General features: G+C 72.6%; 15 protein-coding genes and 1 pseudogene. 6 read left to right on the top strand and 10 right to left on the bottom strand.

All coding sequences use genetic code 11. The features are described 5' to 3' along the window. The first annotated feature begins 80 nt into the window (after positions 1-80). On the top strand, positions 81-1,856 hold the full coding sequence (locus CRP52_RS34060) for an outer membrane protein assembly factor BamB family protein (protein ID WP_097240700.1): 1,776 nt from the start codon (positions 81-83) through the stop codon (positions 1,854-1,856). Positions 1,857-1,879: 23 nt separating this feature from the next. Here CRP52_RS34060 and CRP52_RS34055 read toward each other — a convergent pair whose 3' ends face one another. The 6 genes from CRP52_RS34055 to CRP52_RS34030 all read right to left on the bottom strand — a co-directional run bounded on the left by CRP52_RS34055 (position 1,880) and on the right by CRP52_RS34030 (position 7,111). Then, positions 1,880-2,251, bottom strand: a complete 372-nt coding sequence (locus CRP52_RS34055) for an ASCH domain-containing protein (RefSeq protein ID WP_097240699.1) — start codon at positions 2,249-2,251, stop codon at positions 1,880-1,882. A 151-nt stretch (positions 2,252-2,402) separates the two neighbouring features. Then, positions 2,403-2,864 carry a hypothetical protein gene (locus CRP52_RS34050; RefSeq protein ID WP_097240698.1) on the bottom strand — a complete coding sequence of 154 codons (462 nt, stop codon included), beginning with the start codon at positions 2,862-2,864 and terminating at the stop codon, positions 2,403-2,405. A gap of 21 nt (positions 2,865-2,885) precedes the next feature. Beyond that, positions 2,886-3,704, bottom strand: a complete 819-nt coding sequence (locus CRP52_RS34045; RefSeq protein ID WP_097240697.1) for a DUF4389 domain-containing protein — start codon at positions 3,702-3,704, stop codon at positions 2,886-2,888. Between the two features lie 132 nt (positions 3,705-3,836). Beyond that, positions 3,837-4,844, bottom strand: a complete 1,008-nt coding sequence (locus CRP52_RS34040; RefSeq protein WP_097240696.1) for a DUF4190 domain-containing protein — start codon at positions 4,842-4,844, stop codon at positions 3,837-3,839. Between the two features lie 247 nt (positions 4,845-5,091). Further along, positions 5,092-5,862 carry an alpha-ketoglutarate-dependent dioxygenase AlkB gene (locus CRP52_RS34035; protein ID WP_097240695.1) on the bottom strand — a complete coding sequence of 257 codons (771 nt, stop codon included), beginning with the start codon at positions 5,860-5,862 and terminating at the stop codon, positions 5,092-5,094. Next, positions 5,846-7,111, bottom strand: coding sequence for a hypothetical protein (locus CRP52_RS34030; protein ID WP_097240694.1), 1,266 nt, complete (start codon positions 7,109-7,111; stop codon positions 5,846-5,848). The genes CRP52_RS34035 and CRP52_RS34030 overlap by 17 nt, the downstream gene beginning before the upstream one ends. Positions 7,112-7,546: 435 nt before the next feature. On the opposite strand from CRP52_RS34030, the gene CRP52_RS34025 reads away from it, so the two are divergent. Continuing rightward, positions 7,547-8,140 carry a DUF6461 domain-containing protein gene (locus CRP52_RS34025; protein ID WP_097240693.1) on the top strand — a complete coding sequence of 198 codons (594 nt, stop codon included), beginning with the start codon at positions 7,547-7,549 and terminating at the stop codon, positions 8,138-8,140. Positions 8,141-8,187: 47 nt separating this feature from the next. Here CRP52_RS34025 and CRP52_RS34020 read toward each other — a convergent pair whose 3' ends face one another. Further along, entirely contained in the window at positions 8,188-9,114 is a 927-nt protein-coding gene (locus CRP52_RS34020) for a phosphotransferase family protein (RefSeq protein WP_097240692.1), read from the bottom strand. 324 nt (positions 9,115-9,438) lie between these two features. On the opposite strand from CRP52_RS34020, the gene CRP52_RS34015 reads away from it, so the two are divergent. The 3 genes from CRP52_RS34015 to CRP52_RS34005 all read left to right on the top strand — a co-directional run bounded on the left by CRP52_RS34015 (position 9,439) and on the right by CRP52_RS34005 (position 12,423). Then, positions 9,439-10,332 carry a S1 family peptidase gene (locus CRP52_RS34015; RefSeq protein ID WP_097240691.1) on the top strand — a complete coding sequence of 298 codons (894 nt, stop codon included), beginning with the start codon at positions 9,439-9,441 and terminating at the stop codon, positions 10,330-10,332. A gap of 160 nt (positions 10,333-10,492) precedes the next feature. Next, the gene (locus CRP52_RS34010) at positions 10,493-11,518 is read left to right on the top strand and encodes an SPFH domain-containing protein (RefSeq protein WP_097240690.1); all 1,026 of its coding nucleotides are present in this window, start codon (positions 10,493-10,495) and stop codon (positions 11,516-11,518) included. After that, a complete protein-coding gene (locus CRP52_RS34005) occupies positions 11,515-12,423 on the top strand; it encodes an NAD(+)/NADH kinase (RefSeq protein ID WP_097240689.1) in 909 nt (302 codons plus the stop codon). The genes CRP52_RS34010 and CRP52_RS34005 overlap by 4 nt, the downstream gene beginning before the upstream one ends. A 21-nt stretch (positions 12,424-12,444) precedes the next feature. On the opposite strand, the gene CRP52_RS34000 is transcribed toward CRP52_RS34005, so the two are convergent. Next, on the bottom strand, positions 12,445-12,975 hold the full coding sequence (locus tag CRP52_RS34000; protein WP_107474921.1) for an EF-hand domain-containing protein: 531 nt from the start codon (positions 12,973-12,975) through the stop codon (positions 12,445-12,447). Between the two features lie 211 nt (positions 12,976-13,186). Here CRP52_RS34000 and CRP52_RS33995 point away from each other — a divergent pair. Further along, a pseudogene (locus tag CRP52_RS33995) lies at positions 13,187-13,273 on the top strand (MaoC family dehydratase); the annotation flags it as partial. A 71-nt stretch (positions 13,274-13,344) separates the two neighbouring features. On the opposite strand, the gene CRP52_RS33990 reads toward CRP52_RS33995, so the two are convergent. Next, a complete protein-coding gene (locus CRP52_RS33990) occupies positions 13,345-14,310 on the bottom strand; it encodes a Gfo/Idh/MocA family oxidoreductase (RefSeq protein ID WP_097240688.1) in 966 nt (321 codons plus the stop codon). Position 14,311: 1 nt separating this feature from the next. After that, a complete protein-coding gene (gene ligA, locus CRP52_RS33985) occupies positions 14,312-15,619 on the bottom strand; it encodes a protocatechuate 4,5-dioxygenase subunit alpha (RefSeq protein WP_097240687.1) in 1,308 nt (435 codons plus the stop codon). Between the last annotated feature and the right edge of the window lie 17 nt (positions 15,620-15,636).

Genomic DNA, 15,636 nt, shown 5'->3' with positions numbered 1-15,636 from the left:
CCGCCGACCGGCATGGACTGCGGGTGCTCCGTGTCCGACCCGCACGATACGGTTCGTCATCTCACAACCGGAGGTGGAACATGGCTCGTTGGGGAATCGGAACCGGGCAGGCCGGGCTGCGCCGACGCCGGGCCGAGCGGCAGCTCCTGGCGGCCGAACAGGGCTGGGACTTCCACGAGGAGAGCCCGGAGCTCGCCGCGCGCTGGCACGAAGCCGTGCCCGTCGGCGCAGGTGGCCGCGACGCCGCGTCCCACGCCCGCTTCGCGGCCACCGGCATGCTCGACGGCCACCGGGTCACCGTCTTCGACCTGGTCGGCGGCGGGCCCGACGGCGACATACGCACCGTTCACCTGGTCGAACTCCCCTGCCCGCTGCCCCTGGTGGCGGTCGCCCGCCACACGCTGGCCCTCGACACCCTGCTGCCGCTGCTGCGCCGCCGCGTCCTGGAGACCCCCGGCCGCCACCTGTACGAGAGCGGCGACCCCGAGTACGACGCCGTCCACCTGGTCGAGACCACCGACCCCGGCCTGGCCGCCCGCCTGCTCACCCCCGCCGTCCGGGAGTACGCCGACGACCGCCGCTGGCTGGAATGGCGGGTGGACGACCGCTGGCTCTGTTACGCCGGGAACCCGGGGCCTGCGGCGGCGGGCGAGAACCCGCCGGCCGTCCTGCGTTCCCTGGCCCGGCTGGTGGACCTCGCCGACCCGGCACTCTGGGGCGACCAGTCCCTCACGCGGAAGCCTGTCGCACCCGCTGCCGCGCCGCCCCGACCCGCCGGCACCAGCACCGGCCCGAGCACGGCCCGCGGCGGCCCCGGCCACGCCGGCTTCCACCCCTGGAGCACCCGCCTGCCCGAACGCCCCGGCTCCGCCCCCGCCGTCCGCGCCGGAACCCTCTACCAGGCCGCCGGCCCGCACTGCTACGCCCTGGACGCGCTCACCGGCCGACTCCGCTGGCGCCACCAGGCCCAGGACCGGCTGACCACCACCCCCGCCGTCGCGGGCGACACCGTCTACCTCACCGGCGAGGACGGCCTGCTGCGCGCGCTCGACGCCACCGACGGCGCCGAGCGCTGGAGCACCCGCGTCGGCACCTGCGCCGCGCCCACCGTCGCCGACGGCGTGGTCTACACCGTGACCACATCGGAGTTCCGGCTGCAGCACGTCCGCTCCAGCACCCTGACCGCGACCGACGCGCGCACCGGCCGGACGCGCTGGCAGCAGCACCTCCCCGACGGCTCCTGCTCCGCGGCGACCGTGGCCGGTGGCCTGGTCCATGTGACGGGCGTCAAAGGGCAGTTGGGCGCCTACCGGACGGAGGACGGCGAGCGGGTCTGGTACGACGACAATGCCGAACGCTACCTCGCCCTGTGCGCGCCGAGCGTCGCCGACGGCACCGTCTACCTCGGCACCGGCGGCGGCCTGGCCCACGCCTTCGACGCGGCCACCGGCAGGCAGCGCTGGGGCGCCGAGGTCGGCGGCACCGCGATCGACCACAGCCCGGCCGTGACCCACGACCTCATCCTCGTCGCCGACTTCGGCACCGGCGTCCACGCCCTCGACCGCACCACCGGCATGCGCCGCTGGCACCTGCCCGGCCCCCACGGGGCTTCCGCCGTCACCGTCAGCGGCTCCGACGCCTGGGTGGTCACCGGGCCCCGCCGCCGCGTGCTGCTGCGGCTCGACCCCACCACCGGCACGGTGCACTGGCGCCGCACCCTCGACGCCCCCGGCAGCCGCCCCGTCCACGCGGACGGCGTGGTGTACGCGACCACCGCCAAGGGCACGGTCCTGGCCCTCGACGCCCTCACCGGCCGCCGCCCCGCCCTACGGCAGCGCGGGCAGCGCATCCCCTGATGGCCCCGGGCGCTCCTGCACGGTCACTGTCGGCGCGCGACATCGCCTTCGGTGGCAGGGGCGAGCTGCAGGTGGATCGCGAGGACGCCGAGCGCTTCCTTCTCCGGCGGGTAGATCTCGCTGCAGGCGGCGAGGAGTTCGGCCCGGTCCATGCCCTCGCTGCCGATCGCCTCGTTGTCCTCGGCGTCGAGCATCGCCTCGAAGGTCGGGTACTCGGCGACCTTCACGACCTGGGTGCGGCAGCGGGCCCCGCCGGACTCGAAGACCAGGGCCTGGCCGGGGTGGATCCGGCGCATGCTCGAGTAGCCGACGCGGACTTCGATCGTCTTGGTGCCGTCGGCGATCAGGTCGAGGTAGGGGCGGCGGATCTGGATGACGCGGTCCTGCTCGGGCATGGGGATCTCTTCCTACGCCGGGATGGACAGGGTGGTCAGACGCTCGCGCAGTTCACCAGCAGCGCCGTGGCCGGGTGGAAGGTGAGGGCGTAGTCGGCGAGCGACAGTGGGCCCAGGCCGAAGCAGTGGGCCATCCGGACGGGCCACGTGTCTACCGCCCCAGGCGGTCGGCCAGGGACTCGATGGTGCGCCGGCGCAGGGTGTAGGCCGAGACGGCCGAGCCGTCGGCGAAGTGGAGGCGGAAGCGGGCCATCGCCTGGAACCTCGGGCGGCGTTCGATCCGGGTGACCAGGTGGCGCGGGACGTGCCACAGCACCTCGCCCGCCCGCCGGATGTCGGCCGCCGAGACGAACGCGACCCGCCGGTCGGTGACCATGAGCAGTTTGTGGATCGCCGTGCCGGCGCCGGTGGGGAAGCCGTGCGCCAGGCTGCCCGTCTCGCCCGAGACCGCGCCGATGCGCCCCAGCTTGTTGCCGATCTTGGCGCCCGCGCCGTCCCCCAGGCCCTTGGCCCCCGCCACCGGAATGACGGTCGCCACGTCCTGCAACTGCTCGCCCGGCACCAGGAGCGGTTCCACGGCCTGGCGGTAACGGTTCACCAGCTTGTCTGTCACCCGGTCAGCGTAGCGAAGCCGTCAGCCGAGCTCCGCAGGGCCCGGGACGAGGGGCCCGACGACGTGCTGGGTCGGGTTGGTGACGTCGTCGTTGTCGTCGTCGTCCGAGTTCACCGAGGTGGTGACCGAGCTCGTCACCCAGGACACCACGCCGAGCAGGATGAAGAGGACGAGCAGTCCGCGCCCGGCGCCGCCCAGCACCAGCGGTCGGGTGGCCGACACCGGGCCGCCCGGCTCGCTGCCCGGCTCCTCGCCGAACAGGCGCTTGGGGTAGGCGGAGGAGAGCATCGTCAGGTACGCGGCGTAGCGCATCCGGTAGCGCAGGATCGCGGTCGTCGCCTCGTACAGCGGCTGCGGCATCCGGCCGAGGACCAGCACCACGAGCCAGCTGACGAAGCCGACCGTCCACCACCCCGCGTACACCAGGCCCTGCACGATCGAGGCCGGGATGACGAGGACGATGCGGAACAGGACGGCGAGCCGGTTCAGCTCCCCCGGCCGCAGCTCGACCTGCACCGGGTGGTCGGGGGCGTGGAAGCGGAACGGCGGGTAGCGGTCCACGGTGAGCATCAGGTACCCGGTGACGCGGGTTTCGTACGGGACGAACGCGGTCAGGTAGTCCGCGGCGAAGCCGGGCAGCCGGCCGAGCACCAGCGCGCCGAACCAGCCGATGACCGTGACGAAGAACGCCACCACCGACAGCACCCACACCACCACGAACTGGGGGATCAGCAACAGCGCGCGCAGCAGCACCGTCCAGCGGTTCTGCGGGCCGGGCGCCGGCATGTCCAGCACCGGGAGCCATTCACGGCTGACGGGAGCGGGGGGTGCCTGCCACATCCGGGCCTCCACGGTCTCGGGACGACGGGCCCGGGCCGCCGTGTGCGCCACCGGGTGCCCTCCGAAGATCGCAGCCACCCGCCCGGCCCGCGCGCCGCGCTGCGCCGGACGGGTCGGGCCCGTCGTTCCGGATCAGTGGGAGGGGCCGGACCAGAGGACGTTCTTGCGCTGCAGCCCGTTGCCGTAGCTGAACTCGACGGAGAACCGGTCGGCCGCGCCGGCCGGCAGGGCGTAGGCGGACAGGCCGGTGGCCTCCTGGCCGGGGGCGAGCGAGCCGGCGAGGACCTTCATCCGGCCGCTGCCGTCGATCAGCGAGAAGACGGGGGCGCCGTTGGCGTCCTTGACGATGGGCGAGCCGGATCCGTAGAGCGAGACCTGCTCGGAGCCGGTGTTCACGACGGTGATCTTCACCTGGACGATCGTGGCGTTCTCGGGGAGGTCGTAGACGGTCCCGCGCGGGACGTACGGCTCCGGCTCGGCCATCGTGACCTTCAGCCCGTCACCGTACGTGTAGGACTGGCCGAACGGCAGGCGCCGGGCCCGCTCGTCCGCGGCCGCCTTCTCCTGCTCGGCCTCGGCCTTCTTCCGCTGGGCGTCGGCCAGCTCCTTCTCCTTCACCGCCCGCTGCCGGGCGGCCTCGATCGCGGCGTCGGCACGGGCCCGGGCGGCGTCCGCCTCCGCCCGCCGCTCGTCGTGCACCGCCTGGATTCGGGCCACCACGAACACCCCGGCGCCGACCGAGACCAGCAGCCCGGAGATGCCCAGGACCACGCCCGCGATCGCCATGCCCCGGTTCGTCGCCACGCCCCTGCGCGCATGACCGACGCCGATGACCCCGAAGACCAGGGCAAGCAGGGCCGGTATCCAGGACACCCAGAACAGGAACACCGCCAGGCTCAGGACCACCCCGACGATCCCCAGCACCATGGCCGCGGTCCCCAGCCCGTTGCGGGGCACCGGCGCCGCCACCGGGTACGGCGGCCAGTACGGTGCGCCGTGGGCGGGGGCGGCGGCGGGAGCGGCCGAGGGAGCCGGTGCGGCGGCAAGGGCCGGGGCGGCACCGGCCGGCGCCGCCCACGGGTCGCTGCCGGACGGCTCCTCAGCGGGCCGCGGACTCTCGGGCGGGACGGAATCGGTCATGGGAATCCTTCGACGACAGACGACAGACGACAGACGGACGGTGAGCGGCTGTTCGGCTCTGGGTCGAGGTCTTTCCCGCCCCCCGGCGACAGCATCCGGCCCCCGCGGGGAGGCCGACGGCCGGGCCGGACTCCACGCGTCCCCACACCCCGGGACGGGAACCCGACAGGCCCGGCACGCGATCAAGATACAGGTGCCGGGCGACGGCCTCGGCCATGACCTGCTCACGCACGCCGGTAGCGGGCCGTCACACGGGCGGCATCAGATCGCTCTCGCTGACGGTGTACGTCAGCGGTGGGTAGGTGAAGTCCGTTTCCCGGTTCTCACGGCGTCGGAGCCGGTAGAACTCGCGGCTCTGCTCGTCGTCGGCCGACACCAGGCGCGCGCCCTGCGGGAGGTGTGCCTGTCCGTCGCGAAAGCGAACCAGGGTCTTCGACGTCCGAAAGGTCACGCCCAGCCACTGGTTGTCCGCCGCCCGGTCGGGCCCGTCCAGGACGATCCTGTGCCGCAGTCGCCGATTGGTGTCGACGGAGAACGCGACGACACCGTGGTGGGTGAGGGGGATCTCGAACTTCTCGCCGTCGGACTCCTTCGGTTCGAAGATCAGCTTCCTCGGCGGGCCCGCTTCGGGATTCCGGTAGCAGGAGAAGACGGCGATGAACGAGTCGTCGGCCAGGTCGAGGGCCTGGTCGGAATGGGCGCCCATGGTGGTGTAGGCGTTCGTGTAGGTCTCGATGAGGGCGTTGTTGAAGCCGACCGAGAGCCCCGCGTGTTCCTGGATCCGCTGTGCGAGCCGTTCGTGGACCGCCCGGAAACGCTGGGCCGGGCTGCCGTACCGCGTGGTGGTACGGACGAGGGGCACCCCGTCCGACTCGTCGGCCCTGGTGAGTACGGCGCCTCGCCGGCCCTTTCCCACGTCCTCCCAGTGGACCGACGCGGACAGCTCCGCGAAGATGTCCGCTTCGGCCGGCAGGGCGTACGAACGGACTTCGTCCGAGATCCTAGGCGCGGGGGGCAACGTAGTCTCCGGCGTTCATGCTGAAGAGGAATTCGTCGCCGTAGTCGACGAAGGACGAGGACCTGTTCTCCTCGGCGTACCGCCGGCGCAGCTCGTCCATCCCGCCCTGCGTGGGCGGCTCCAGCTCCACCAGCCCTCCGGCGCTCTTGAGGAACGTCCGGCCGTCCTTGTGCACGGCTTCGGTGTTCGAACAGCGCACCACGTACCCCAGCCGGGTCGGCAGCAACTCGGCGTCCAGCGCCGAGGGCCGGATCTCGTGGGTGTAGAGGCGGTTGGTGGACAGCGGCATGAAGAACACGGAGCCGGGGTGGAGGGTCACGGTGAACTGCGCGGGGAGTACGCCGCCGTCGTGTCCCTCGATCTCCTCGGCCGAATCCTTGAGACGGAACCGGAGCCTGGTCAGCCCGCTGACGCCCTTCACGCCGTGGTCGAAGGCGTCTCCGGCCAGGGGCTGCAGCCTGTCGAGCCCGTCGTAGAAGGTGCAGAAGGCCATGATGCCGTTGACGGGCATGTCCTTGGTCTTGTCGGCGTGGGCCGAGATCCTGGCCTTGGACTGCTTGCGCTCGGTCGTGGCACGGGTGTTGTGGTAGGTCTGGGCGAGGACGTGGTTCAGCGGCGCGTGGTTCCGGAAGACCGCGGCGGCCTCGCGGTTCAGGTCCTCGACGATGCTCGTGTCGGTCGGGCCGAAGTTCTCGGTCGGCCCCGAGAGGTTCGTGGAGCACCGCAGCAGGCGGAAGTGCAGTTCGTCACCGTCCTGTGTGACGGGCGTCAGGTAGATTCCGCTGCGGTGGGCCGTCCCGGGCTTGGTGGACTCCGTCAGGGACTGGAACTCGTGCTCCGCGCGGATCCGTCCGAAGAAATCGCCGTCGAGCCCGAAGAAGCGGTGGTAGTACACGCCGACACCGTGCACCCGGACCGGAACCCGGCCGAGGTCGACCACGGTCCAGGGATCGCCGGCGTCCTCGCGGTAGCCGTGCGAGAGCTCCCGGACGACGAACACCCGGGCAGCCGCCGGCAGTCGGCGACGGTCGATCCCGGAGATGTCGCCGCACAGGTAGACGGTCTTCTGCGCGAGGTCGGGCGAAGGCGAACCGGAGGCAAGCTCCTCGGGCGTGATGACGGACCCGAAGAAGTCCCGGACCACGTCGGCGTCCTGAAGCGCCGAGGGCGCGACCAGGATGGTGCTCGCATCCTCGATGCGGGCTTCTGTCAGCTCCGGCGTGTCCGTCGAACGGTGCGTACCTGCCATTCGGCGATGCTCTCACGGGGCTCGAACAGCGGACAACGGGGTTTTGTCGGCGACGGTTTCAGTAGTTCTGGTTCTCGCTCTCCGTCGTCAGCCACTGGATGTGCTCGTGGAACTGCCGTCCCGCGGTCCGGAACAGGTTGTACTCGCCCCGCTGCCCCTCCGGGCAACTGGCGCCGGAGGCGTCACGGCGTCACGGCCGGTCGTACCGGCATCGCCCACGACCAGCCCCCTGCCCCGACCGAAAGCGAGAAACGGACATCATGTTGGTCCCGCCCTCTGAGATCCGCTCTCATGCGCCGGGTCGGGGAAGCCGTTCGCTGATCGGGCGCGGCGAGGTTTCACGTCGCGCTCGCCTTCACCGCACGTCCAGGCCGGCAGTCCGGATGCGCGGGTACTGTGGCCTGCGTGCGCAGGGAGCAGGGAGGGAGCCGAGTCATGGGGGACGGGCTTCGGTGGCTGGTCGAGGGTGAGGAGTGGTATTTCGGCGTCGTGTTCGCCCGTGGTGTCACGCCGGGGGAGCTCGCGGTGCGGATGGGCGGCGTGGCCGGGTCCGTGCCGTCGCCGGTGACGGGGGCGCAGGCGTGGGGCGTCGTCATGGACGACGGAACGGATGACGAGTCCGTGGTGCGGGTCGGGGCCTACCAGGGGTGGTCGTTCGCCCTGGAGTACGGCATACCCGGCGGGGTGGAGCGGCTGGCCGAGGTCTCGCGGGGCGGGGTGGAGGCCGTCCGGCTGGACCCTCAGCCGGACCATCCGCCGCGGCAGTTCGCCTACGCCAGGGACGGGGTGGCCGTCTGTTCCTTCGGCCTCGGCGAGGAGGTGTGGCGGTGGGGCTCGCAGCCGGACTTCCTGCTGGAGGAGCTGGTCCGGGCCGGCGTGCTCCGCCCGGACGGCGAGTCCGCCCGCCCGGAGGGGGAGGACGGCGAGGACGCCGAACGGGCCACCCTGGCGGTGATCGAGGCCCGGTTCGGCCTCGGCCTGCCCCGCGATGTCGAGGAGGCGGCCCTTCCGGCGTTCGTGATCAGGTGATCGGGTGCTCCGGTGATTCGTTCCGCCCACATGCACACGGGTGGCTGTCACAGGAGCAGCGCCTCAAGTTCCGGGAGCCGGCCGTACAGGTCGGGGAGGCCGCGCACGCCGTTGCGCGCGGACTCGTGCGACAGGGCGAGGTCGGGGCCGGTGCTCGCCTCGACTCCGGCGAGGCACCGGAGGATGTTCCACCTCGTGTGCCCCAGCCAGCCGCCGACCATGTACACGAACCAGCTCGGACCTGACGGCGGCAGCGCTCCGCCGCCCGCGACGTAGCCGTCGAGGACCGAACGGAAGACGGCGGGCCTGATGTCGTCGAAGCCAGGCCCTTTCGCGAGGCTCAGCGCGGTCGAGCCGAGCTCGCCGGACAGGTCGAGCATCCCGGAGAGCTCCCAGTCGAGCACCACCGGCCGGCCCTCGCGAGCGAGCAGGTTCCACGGTTGGACGTCCCGGTGGGTCAGCACCACGGGGCCCGGCCGTTCGCAGGTGTCGACCAAGCGGGCGATCGCGAGGAACGTCTCGACGTGGGAGGCGAGTTCGTCGGCCCACGGCTGTCCGGTCGCCACCGCCCGCGCGGCGAGCTCGGGCCAGTCCCGTGGCGTTTCCGGTTCCTCGACCGGCGCACCGGTCCACGCGACGTCGAGCGCGTGGAGGCGCGCCAGGATCTCACCGATCTCGAACGCGTACGCCGCCGACACCGGTGCCTCCGGCACCTTCTCGCCCTCGACCCACCGGTGAACGAGCGTGTCGTGGCTCGCCGAGATCGGCTCCGGCATCGGGATGCCGGCGGCGAAGGCCGCCCGCTCGAACCTGAACACGTCCTCGGCCCGATACGGCCGGCGGCGGTCGGCGAGGTTCAACTCCTTCACCGCGAACGACCCTTGGTCGGTGTCGAGCCGGTACATCCGGTTGGCGAACCCGCCGTGGACGCGAACCATCGGCCCGAGCGGCGCGCCGAGATGCGAGAGGTCCATCCACGCATGCTAGGGCCCGCAGTTCCTCGCCGCACCGGAGTTTCCCGCGGCGCTGCCTGCTCACCGGGTCGGCCCGGGTCGCGCCCCCGGGTCGGCCGCAACGGAGCCGGGCGCCCCGGGCCTGACGGATTGTCGAGATGGTGTGCAGGCCCGTTCCCGAGGGCTTGTGCGGGCTCGACGGCCCTGCCCATACTTCCCGTCAGCGCCTGTCAGGGGCAGATCATCCGCGTGGCTCCCGTGAGCTGCGGCGGGTGCCCGCGCACGCCCTGACCGCGCCTCACCGGCCCCCACCCTCAGGGGCCTCTCACTCCCAGGAGGAGATCAGTGAGGACCACGCGCACCACCCCCCACACCGGCACCGCGCGGACCACTCGTCTGCTCGCCGCCGCCGTCGGCCTGCTGTCCGCGACCGCGGTCGCCGTGCCGAGCGCCGTCGCCGCTCCCGCCTCGTCCGCCGCTCCCGCCGCCCCCACGCGGCTGGCGGCGGTCAGCGACGCGGTGCAGCGCAGTGACGTCAACGGCATCGCCTGGTACACCGACCAGGCGTCCGGCCGGGTCGTCGTCACGGCGGACAGCTCCGTCTCCCCGGACGGGATCGCCAGGATCAGGCAGGCCGCCGGCGCCGACGCGGCGACCCTGCGGATCCAGCGCTCCCCCGGGACCTTCCGCCCGCTGCTCTCGGCGGGCAACGCCATCTACGGTGGCCAGTACCGCTGTTCGCTCGGCTTCAACGTGGTGAGCGGCAGCACGTACTACTTCCTCACCGCAGGGCACTGCGGGAACGTCGCGAGCACCTGGTACACCAACTCGGGCCACACCACGCTGATCGGCGCGACCGTCAACTCCAGCTTCCCGGGCAACGACTACGCGCTGGTCCGGTACGACAACAGTGCGCTGAGCCACCCTGGCGGGTACTCCTCCGCCCCGAACGCGTTCGTCGGCGAGTCGGTCAAGCGCACCGGCTCGACCAGCGGCACGCACGGCGGCACGGTCACCGCGCTCAACGCCACCGTGCGCTACTCCGACGGCGGCACCGTACGCGGCATGATCCAGACCAACGTCTGCGCCGAGCCCGGGGATTCGGGCGGCCCGCTGTACGACGGGACCAAGGCCCTCGGCATCACCTCCGGCGGCAGCGGCGACTGCAGCACCGGCGGCACGACCTTCTTCCAACCGGTGAACGAGGCGCTCGCCGCCTACGGGGTCAACATCTACTGACCGACCCCGGCCGTCGTTCCCCGACCCCGATCCCGACCCCGGCCGCCCGGCCGCCCCTGCTGCGTGCGGCAGCGGGGGCGGCCGGGCGGCCCCTTTTCGTCGTCTTGACGAAAACCAGCACGGACCCATATCGTCGCCATGACGAAAAGGGGTTCCACCGATGGCCGACATCACCAGACGATTCGGGCTGCGCCACCTGCGCGCCGTCCCCACCGCCCACGTCCGCCACCTGCGGCGCGGCCGGGTCGCCCACGAGGGCACCGGACTGGCGTTCTGGTTCCGACCGCTGACCGCGGCGATCTCCGAAGTCCCCGTGGACGACCGGGAACTCGCCATGCTCTTCCACGCCCGCACCTCGGACTTCCAGGACGTCACCGTCCAGGCGACGCTCACCTACCGGATCACCGACCCGGCCACCGCCGCCACCCGCGTCGACTTCGGCATCGACCCGGACACCGGTGCCTGGCGCACCGCCCCGCTCGACCAGCTCGCCACCCTGCTCACCGAGACCGCCCAGCAGCACGCGCTCGGCCTGCTCGCCCGCACCCCGCTCGCCGCCGCCCTCGCCGACGGGGTGAGCGCGGTGCGCGAGCGGATGGCCGACGGCCTCGCCGGCGAGCCCCGGATCGCCGAGACCGGGCTCGCCGTGATCGCCGTCCGGGTGGTGGCGCTGCGGCCCGAGCCGGAGGTCGAGCGGGCGCTGCGCACCCCCGCCCGCGAGCTGGTGCAGCAGGAAGCCGACCGGGCGACCTTCGAGCGCCGCGCGGTGGCCGTCGAGCACGAGCGCGGCATCGCCGAGAACGAACTCGCCAACCGCATCGAACTCGCCCGCCGCGAGGAGCAGTTGCTCGCCCAGCAGGGTGCCAACCAGCGGCTCCAGGCCGAGGAGGAGGCCGTCGCCGACCGGGTCCGCACCGACGCCGAGGCCCAGCGCCGCACCCGGCTCGCCGCCGCCGAGGCCCAGGCCGCCCGCGACCTCGGCGACGCCCGGGCCGCGGCGGAGGCCGCCTGGCTGACCGCCCACCAGCAGGCCGACCCGGCGGTGCTGCGGGCGCTGGCGCTGATGCGGCTGGCCGAGCACCTGCCGCGGATCGACAGCGTGACGCTCACCCCGGACGTGCTCACCGGCCTGCTCGCCCGCCTCGGCGCCCCCGGCGCCCCCGGAGCTCCCGGCGCGCAGCGGTGACCCTCGCCCCGCGGGTGGTCCTGGTGCACCGGCGCACCGAGTACGAGGAACTGGTGGCCCGTCACGGCACCCCCGGGCAGGCGGCGTTCTTCCTCGCCTCCCGGGGCCGCTCGGCGGCGGAGGTCGAGCAGCGCCACCGCCGGCAGGCGGCGGCGCTCGCCGCGGCGGCGGCGGCCGTACCGCTGGACTGGCGGCGTACCCGGGTCGAGCGGGCGGACCTGCCGCGCTTCCTCTTCGAACCCGGGGACGTGGTCGCCGTGGTGGGCCAGGACGGCCTGGTGGCCAACGTCGCCAAGTACCTGGACGGCCAGCCGGTCATCGGCGTGGACGCCGACCCCGGCCGCAACCCCGGTGTGCTGGTGCGCCACCGGGTGGACGCCCTGCCGGCCCTGCTACGGGCGGCGGCGGACGGCCGGGGGCCGCTGGAGGAGCGGACCATGGTCGAGGCGGTCGCGGACGACGGCCAGCGGCTGCTCGCCCTGAACGAGGTGTACGTCGGCCAGCCCGGCCACCAGACGGCCCGCTACCGCCTGGGCACCGACGACCCTGTGCTTTCCGAAATCCCCGCCGAGGCCCAGGCCTCCTCGGGCGTCCTGATCGGCACCGGCACGGGCGCCACCGGCTGGTGCCGCTCGGCCTGGCTGGAACGCGGCAGCCCGCTCCCCCTGCCCGCCCCGCACGCACCGGCCCTGGCCTGGTTCGTCCGCGAGGCCTGGCCCTCCCCCACCACCGGCACCAGCCAGGTCCACGGCCTGCTGGACGCCGGACGGCGCCTGGTGCTCACCGTCGAGTCCGAGCACCTGGTCGCCTTCGGCGACGGGATCGAGGCGGACGCCCTGGACCTCACCTGGGGCCAGACCGTCCGCGTCGGCGTCTCCACCACCCGCCTGCGCCTCCTGGGCTGAGCCCGGGCCCCGACCGGACCGTCAGCGGGCCGACAGCTCCCGCGGCTCCGGGCTCCCGTCACCGTAGGCGTCGGCCATCGGGGAGGCTCCGCTGGTGACGAAGTCCCGGATCGCCAGCAGGTAGGCGGCGCGGTCCACGGTGCCGTCACCGTCGGTGTCCAGGGCGGCGAACGCGGCAGCGGCTCCGTCGGTCGTGTTCCCGGTCGCCGCGCGAAGGCGGGTGAACTCCTGGCGGGTCAGCCGGCCGTCGCCGTCGGAGTCGGCGAGGTCGAACAGGGAGCCGAGGGCGGGCCGGCAGGACTGCTCGAAGGCGTCGTGCCCGGCCCAGTCACGGTATTCCTCGAAGGTGACGCCGCCGTCCCCGTCGCCGTCCATCTGCCGGAACACCTCCCGGTGGGCCGCCCTGGCCGCCTCGACCAGGGGGTCCTGCGGCTCGCGCCCGCACGCCGAGGCCGCCCGCTCCACCCGCGCAAGGTACTCGGCCCGGGTGATCACCCCGTCCCCGTCCGCGTCCAACATCGCGAAGATGCGCCGCTTCGCCTGGTCCGACATTCCGTCACCATCCCTTTCTCCCATCCGACTTGCTCCGCCGGACGCTATCGCCTCCACCGGCCGGACCGGAGCAGACACGACGGCCGCCACCCGGGCGTGGCCGGAATCGGACCGAGACCGGCATCGCGGTGTCCCCAGGGGAGCGGGTCAGGGGGCGCGGGTCGGGGGCCTCGAGTGCGCCGTCATCGGCGTGCCCGACGCGAAGTGGGGCGAGATCACCGTCGACGGCACCGTGGAGATCGAGGGCGAGCCGAAGCCGGCCGCGGTCCTGCAGAGCGTCTCGCGCTTCTACGCCTGAGTCACGACACCGCCGGGTACCGAAAAGGTCCCCGTCTCCAGGAGGAGACGGGGCCCTTTCGGGCTACCCGGTCACGGTGTGGTCAGCTGCTCCTCAAGGGCAGCCAGCGTCCGGTAGCAGTTCAGCACCTGGGCGATGGACGCGTTCGGCTCGCGGCCCTCGCGGACGGCGGCGACGAACTCGCGGTCCTGCAGCTCGATGCCGTCCATCGAGACGTCGACCGCGCTCACGTCGATCGGCTCGTCCTTCCCGGTCACCAGGTCGTCGTAGCGCGCGAGGTAGGTGCCGGTGTCGCCGATGTAGCGGAAGAAGGTGCCGAGCGGCCCGTCGTTGTTGAACGACAGCGACAGGGTGCAGATGGCACCGTTCTCCGCGCGCAGCTGGACGGACATGTCCATCGCGATCCCGAGCTCGGGGTGGATCGGTCCCTGGATCGCGTTGGCCTGCACGATCGGCGACCCGGTCTGGTACGCGAACAGGTCGACGGTGTGCGCGGCGTGGTGCCACAGCAGGTGGTCGGTCCAGGAGCGCGGCCGGCCGAGTGCGTTGAGGTTCTCGCGGCGGAGGAAGTAGGTCTGCACGTCCATCTGCTGGATCCGGTAGTCCCCGGCCTGGATCCGCTGCCGGACCCACTGGTGGCTGGGGTTGAAGCGCCGTGTGTGCCCCACCATGGCGACCAGGCCGGTGCGCTGCTGCGCAGCGTGGCACGCCTCGGCGTCCTCCAGCGATGCGGCCAACGGGATCTCGACCTGGACGTGTTTGCCGGCCTCCAGGCAGGCGAGCGTCTGCGCGGCGTGCACCGGGGTGGGCGTGGCGAGGATGACGGCGTCGACGTCGTCGGCCGCCAGCGCCTCCTCAAGGCTCGCGACGGCGCGGCCCGTGCCCTGCTCCTCGGCGAAGCGCCGGGCGCGTTCGAGCGTGCTGCTCACGACGGCGGTCACCTCGACGCCCTCGATCCGCCGCAGCGCGGCCGCGTGCTTGGCGCCGAAGGCGCCGCCACCGACCAGGGCGATCCGGACGGTCTTCTCGTCGGTCATGTCACTCCTTCATGCCGGGCGTCTCGCCCTGCGGGTGGTTCTCGATGATCAGGTGGCCGACGGCGGTGTTGGACGCCGGCACGTGGTAGAAGCGGTGCTTGACCTCGGTCCTGCCGGATCCGTCGATGTCGCTCATCGCCCCCCGGGCGATCAGCCACATGACCAGCTCGATGCCCTCCGAGCCGGCCTCCTCGACGTACTCCAGGTGCGGCACCCGGGACAGGCCCTCCGGGTCCGCGACCAGCCGGTCCAGGAATGCGTTGTCCCACTCCCGGTTGATCAGGCCGGCGCGCGGGCCCTGCAACTGGTGGCTCATCCCGCCGGTGCCCCACACCTGCACCTTCAGGGGCCGGTCGTAGGACTCGATCGCCCTGCGCAGCGCCCGGCCGAGCGCGAAGCACCGCGCGCCCGAAGGCACCGGGTACTGCACCACGTTGACGTGGAACGGGATCACCTTGCACGGCCACCGCTCGACGTCGCCGAACATCAGCGACAGCGGGACGGTCAGGCCGTGGTCGACGGTCATCTCGTTGGCGAGGGTGAGGTCGAAGTCGTCCTGGATCAGCGCGTGCGCGATGTGCGCGGCCAGCTCCGGATCGCCCTCGATGCCGGGGACCGGCCGGGGCCCGTAGCCCTCGTCCGCGATGGGGTAGGCCGCACCGGTGCCGAGCACGAAGGTCGGGATCAGCGACAGGTCGAAGGCGGAGGCGTGGTCGTTGTAGACCAGGACGATCACGTCGGGGACGTTCTCCCGCTGCCACCGCCTGGAGAACTCGTAGCCCTCGAAGACCGGCCGCCAGTAGGGCTCGTCGGTCTTGTGGTGGTCGATGGCCGCGCCGATCGCGGGCACGTGCGAGGTGAACACCGCGCCGGTGATGCTGGCCCCTGCCTTCGGCGGACGTCGGTCGGCGTGCGCCGCTTCGAGGACGGCGTGGTCGATCCGGTTGCCGGCGACGGGGCGTCCGCCGCCGGCCATCATGTCGCGGTAGTCCTGCTCGGTCATGCCGGTCATCGACCCGGCCATCTGCTGGAAGGACAGTCCGAGCGTCGCTCCCCACTTGGCCAGGAAGTAGATGTTGCCGCCCTCGCGGATCGCGGCGTTGAGGTCGCGGTCGAGCAGCGCCTGCTTCTGTTCCTCCCGCAGCGGCCACGCGTCCAGGTAGGCGCGCTCGTCGGCGAGGTAGCTCTGCCGGTTCTCCGCCGTCATCAACGACATGCAGAACTGGTTGAGGTGGTAGCCCTTGGCGGACTGCTCGGCGTCGAAGACGGTCGTCCCCGGGACCAGTTTGTAGCTCTTGTCGAGCGGCACGGGGGGTGCCTCCTCTC

Source organism: Streptomyces sp. 1331.2, assembly GCF_900199205.1.
In the GTDB taxonomy this organism is placed as follows: Bacteria; Actinomycetota; Actinomycetes; order Streptomycetales; family Streptomycetaceae; genus Kitasatospora.
Note: the sequence above shows the minus strand (reverse complement) of the source record. Positions and strands in the feature narration are given on the sequence as shown.

Coding starts and splice junctions, on each gene's coding strand:
- CRP52_RS34055 (WP_097240699.1), bottom strand. CDS start 2,251: ATGCCCGAGCAGGACCGCGTCATCCAGATCCGCCGCCCCTACCTCGAC.
- CRP52_RS34000 (WP_107474921.1), bottom strand. CDS start 12,975: ATGTCGGACCAGGCGAAGCGGCGCATCTTCGCGATGTTGGACGCGGAC.
- CRP52_RS34010 (WP_097240690.1), top strand. CDS start 10,493: ATGGCCGACATCACCAGACGATTCGGGCTGCGCCACCTGCGCGCCGTC.
- CRP52_RS34025 (WP_097240693.1), top strand. CDS start 7,547: ATGGGGGACGGGCTTCGGTGGCTGGTCGAGGGTGAGGAGTGGTATTTC.
- CRP52_RS34040 (WP_097240696.1), bottom strand. CDS start 4,844: ATGACCGATTCCGTCCCGCCCGAGAGTCCGCGGCCCGCTGAGGAGCCG.
- CRP52_RS33990 (WP_097240688.1), bottom strand. CDS start 14,310: ATGACCGACGAGAAGACCGTCCGGATCGCCCTGGTCGGTGGCGGCGCC.
- CRP52_RS34045 (WP_097240697.1), bottom strand. CDS start 3,704: ATGTGGCAGGCACCCCCCGCTCCCGTCAGCCGTGAATGGCTCCCGGTG.
- CRP52_RS34020 (WP_097240692.1), bottom strand. CDS start 9,114: ATGGACCTCTCGCATCTCGGCGCGCCGCTCGGGCCGATGGTTCGCGTC.
- CRP52_RS34060 (WP_097240700.1), top strand. CDS start 81: ATGGCTCGTTGGGGAATCGGAACCGGGCAGGCCGGGCTGCGCCGACGC.
- CRP52_RS34030 (WP_097240694.1), bottom strand. CDS start 7,111: ATGGCAGGTACGCACCGTTCGACGGACACGCCGGAGCTGACAGAAGCC.